Origin of the sequence: Methylobacterium sp. (assembly GCF_028290105.1) — a bacterium.
Taxonomy (GTDB): Bacteria; Pseudomonadota; Alphaproteobacteria; order Rhizobiales; family Beijerinckiaceae; genus Methylobacterium.
The window spans coordinates 1-2,621 of record NZ_JAQGKL010000304.1; the positions used below are offsets into that span (position 1 = coordinate 1).

Consider the following 2,621-nt stretch of genomic DNA (forward strand, 5'->3'; position numbering starts at 1 on the left):
GGTCTCGTCGTCCGTGACGAGGGCCTCTCGTTCGCCCCCCAGCTGCCGGCCGGGTGGACAAGGCTCGCATTCCCGGTGCAGTGGCAGGGCAGGGACCTCGTCGTCACGGTCGATCCCGGCAAGCGGGTTCTCGATGCCACACTGAAGAGCGGCGACAGGATGACAGTTTCGGTCGGGCACGTCCGCCGGACGCTGAGCATCGGCTGGCCGATCCGCATCCCGCTTTCCTCGTCGACATCCCTGGTCGCGGCCTGAGCCGCCACCCCGTTTTGATCCTGCGCAAAGATTAAGGGCACCATCGGGTCCACGAAGGCTCCCGGTCGGCGCTGCATGCGCCCGGCCTGGGAGCACCATCATGGACGACACCCTGCTTCGACAGCACATCCTGGAAGAACTCGACTTCGATCCGAGTGTCGGGTCGGCGCATATCGGGGTCGCCGTGGATGACGGCGTCGTCACCATCTCCGGCCACGTCGTGACCTATGCCGAGAAGATTGCCGCCGAGAAGGTCGTCCAGAGGGTGCGCGGCGTTCGCGCCATCGCCGAGGAGCTCGATGTGCGCAAGCCGGACACGGAAAGCACCGGCGACGTCGAGATCGCCGGGCGCGTGCTGAACGTCCTCGCCTGGGACTCGCGCATCCAGGCCCACGGCATCCAGGTCAAGGTCGAGAGGGGTGCCGTCACTCTGACGGGGACCGTCCCGTACTACTTTCAGAGCGTCGCCGCCGCCTCAGACATCAGGAGGCTGTCCGGCGTCACCGACGTGCTCAACCTCCTGGCCGTGCGTCCCCCGGCCGAGGCTGTCGACGTGAAGGCCAAGATCCTCGCGGCCCTGAAGCGGAACGCCAAGCTGGATGGCGAGGCGATCCAGGTCACCGTCGTCGATGACGAGGTCACCCTCGAAGGCTTCGTGAATGCCTGGCACGAGCGCGACATCGCCGAGAGGGCGGCGTGGTCCGCACCGGGCGTACGCGCGGTCGTGGACCGGCTGATGCTGGCATGACCGCGCCGGCGATACCGGGCGCCATCGACACCAGCGCGCCGCCGAAGCTGGTGCCTTTCCCGTCGCGCTCGGCCGCCGCGACGGCAAGGGACCTTCGCACCGACCTTCTCGGCGGGCTGAGCGGCGCTGACGTGTCCGAGCGCCTGGCCCGTGACGGCCCCAACACGCTCGCGAAGGCCGCGTCGGCTTCCGCGTTGAAAATCCTCCTGCACCAGTTCCAGAGCCTGATGGTGGTGTTGCTCATCGCCGCCGGCGGCGTCGCCCTGGCGCTCGGGGAGCGCATCGAGGCGCTGGCCATCCTCGTCGTGATCCTCCTCAACGCCGCCATCGGCTTCTTTACGGAGTGGAAGGCCGCCGCCGCCCTCGACGGGTTGCGCAAGCAAGCCGTCTCGCTCGCCCGCGTCGTCCGTGACGGCAGGGACCAGCAGGTCGAGACGGCCGACCTCGTCGCCGGCGACGTCGTGCTCGTCTCGGAGGGTGACCGCGTGCATGCCGACGGGCGGGTGGTCGAGCAGGCGCGCCTCCAAGTCGACGAGGCTTCGCTCACGGGAGAATTCCTGCCCGTCGCCAAGTCCGCCGATCCCGTCCTCGATCCTGGGGCGGGCCTGGGTGACAGAACGAGCATGGTGCACCGGAGCACGGCGGTCACCGCCGGCCGCGGTCGCTTCATCGTCACCGCCACTGGCCCGCGCACCGAGATCGGCCGGATCGGGGCGCTGATCGCGGGGGTCGCCGCGCACGGCACGCCGCTGGAGGCGAAACTCGCCCAGCTCAGCCGCGCCCTCCTCGTCATCGTCCTGGCGCTCTGCGCCGTGATCATCCTGATGGGGTGGCTCAGGGGCAACGCGCTTCTCTACATGGTCGAGGTCGGCATTTCGCTCGCCGTCGCGGCCGTGCCCGAGGGCCTGCTCGCGGTGACGACCATGACACTCGCCATTGGCATGCAGCGGATGGCCCGCATGAACGCCCTGGTTCGGCGCTTACCCGCGGTGGAGTCCCTCGGGTCGACGACGGTGATCTGCACCGACAAGACTGGCACGCTCACCCGCAACGAGATGACGGTGCGCACCTACGACGTCGGGGCCCGGCGCTTCGAGGTGACCGGGGTAGGCTATGCAGCGAGCGGCGAGTTCACCCGCGACGGGAAGCCGGTCGCTGTCGGGCATGAAGAGCCCCTTCGGCTCGCCTTGCGCATCGGTACCCTGTGCAACGACGCCAGGGTGGACCGGTCGGGAGAGGTCGCCACGGTGCTCGGCGATCCGACTGAAGCCGCGCTCATCGTGGCCGCGGAGAAGGCCGGGCTGGACCTCGTTGACCTGGCGCGGGCGTACCCACGAACCGCGGAGATCCCGTTCGACAGCGACACCAAGCTGATGGTGACCGTGCATGCCACGCCGGAGGGCACGCATGTGGCCTACGTGAAGGGCGCGCCGGCGGAAGTCCTGAAAGCCAGCGCCTCAATCCTTGGAGCGGACGGCCCCACATCCACATCCACATCGCCTGCCGAACGAAGCCGAATCATGGCGACGAACGAAGCGCTCGCGGCGTCTGCCCTGCGCGTCCTCGGGCTGGCCCATCGCGTGTTGCCTCAAGGGTTCGTCGAGGCGGACCTCACGCG

At 68.9% G+C, this 2,621-nt stretch carries 3 protein-coding genes; all 3 read left to right on the forward strand.

The genetic code is table 11. The features are described from left to right. Positions 1-255: glycosyl hydrolase family 65 protein (locus JWQ05_RS20040; RefSeq protein ID WP_299662450.1), on the forward strand; the 255-nt coding region annotated here is incomplete at its 5' end. 100 nt (positions 256-355) lie between these two features. After that, entirely contained in the window at positions 356-1,003 is a 648-nt protein-coding gene (locus tag JWQ05_RS20045; RefSeq protein WP_299662452.1) for a BON domain-containing protein, read from the forward strand. Next, the coding region (locus tag JWQ05_RS20050) for an HAD-IC family P-type ATPase (RefSeq protein ID WP_299662454.1) at positions 1,000-2,621 on the forward strand (1,622 nt) is incomplete at its 3' end. The genes JWQ05_RS20045 and JWQ05_RS20050, both read left to right, overlap by 4 nt.

Coding starts and splice junctions, on each gene's coding strand:
- JWQ05_RS20045 (WP_299662452.1), top strand. CDS start 356: ATGGACGACACCCTGCTTCGACAGCACATCCTGGAAGAACTCGACTTC.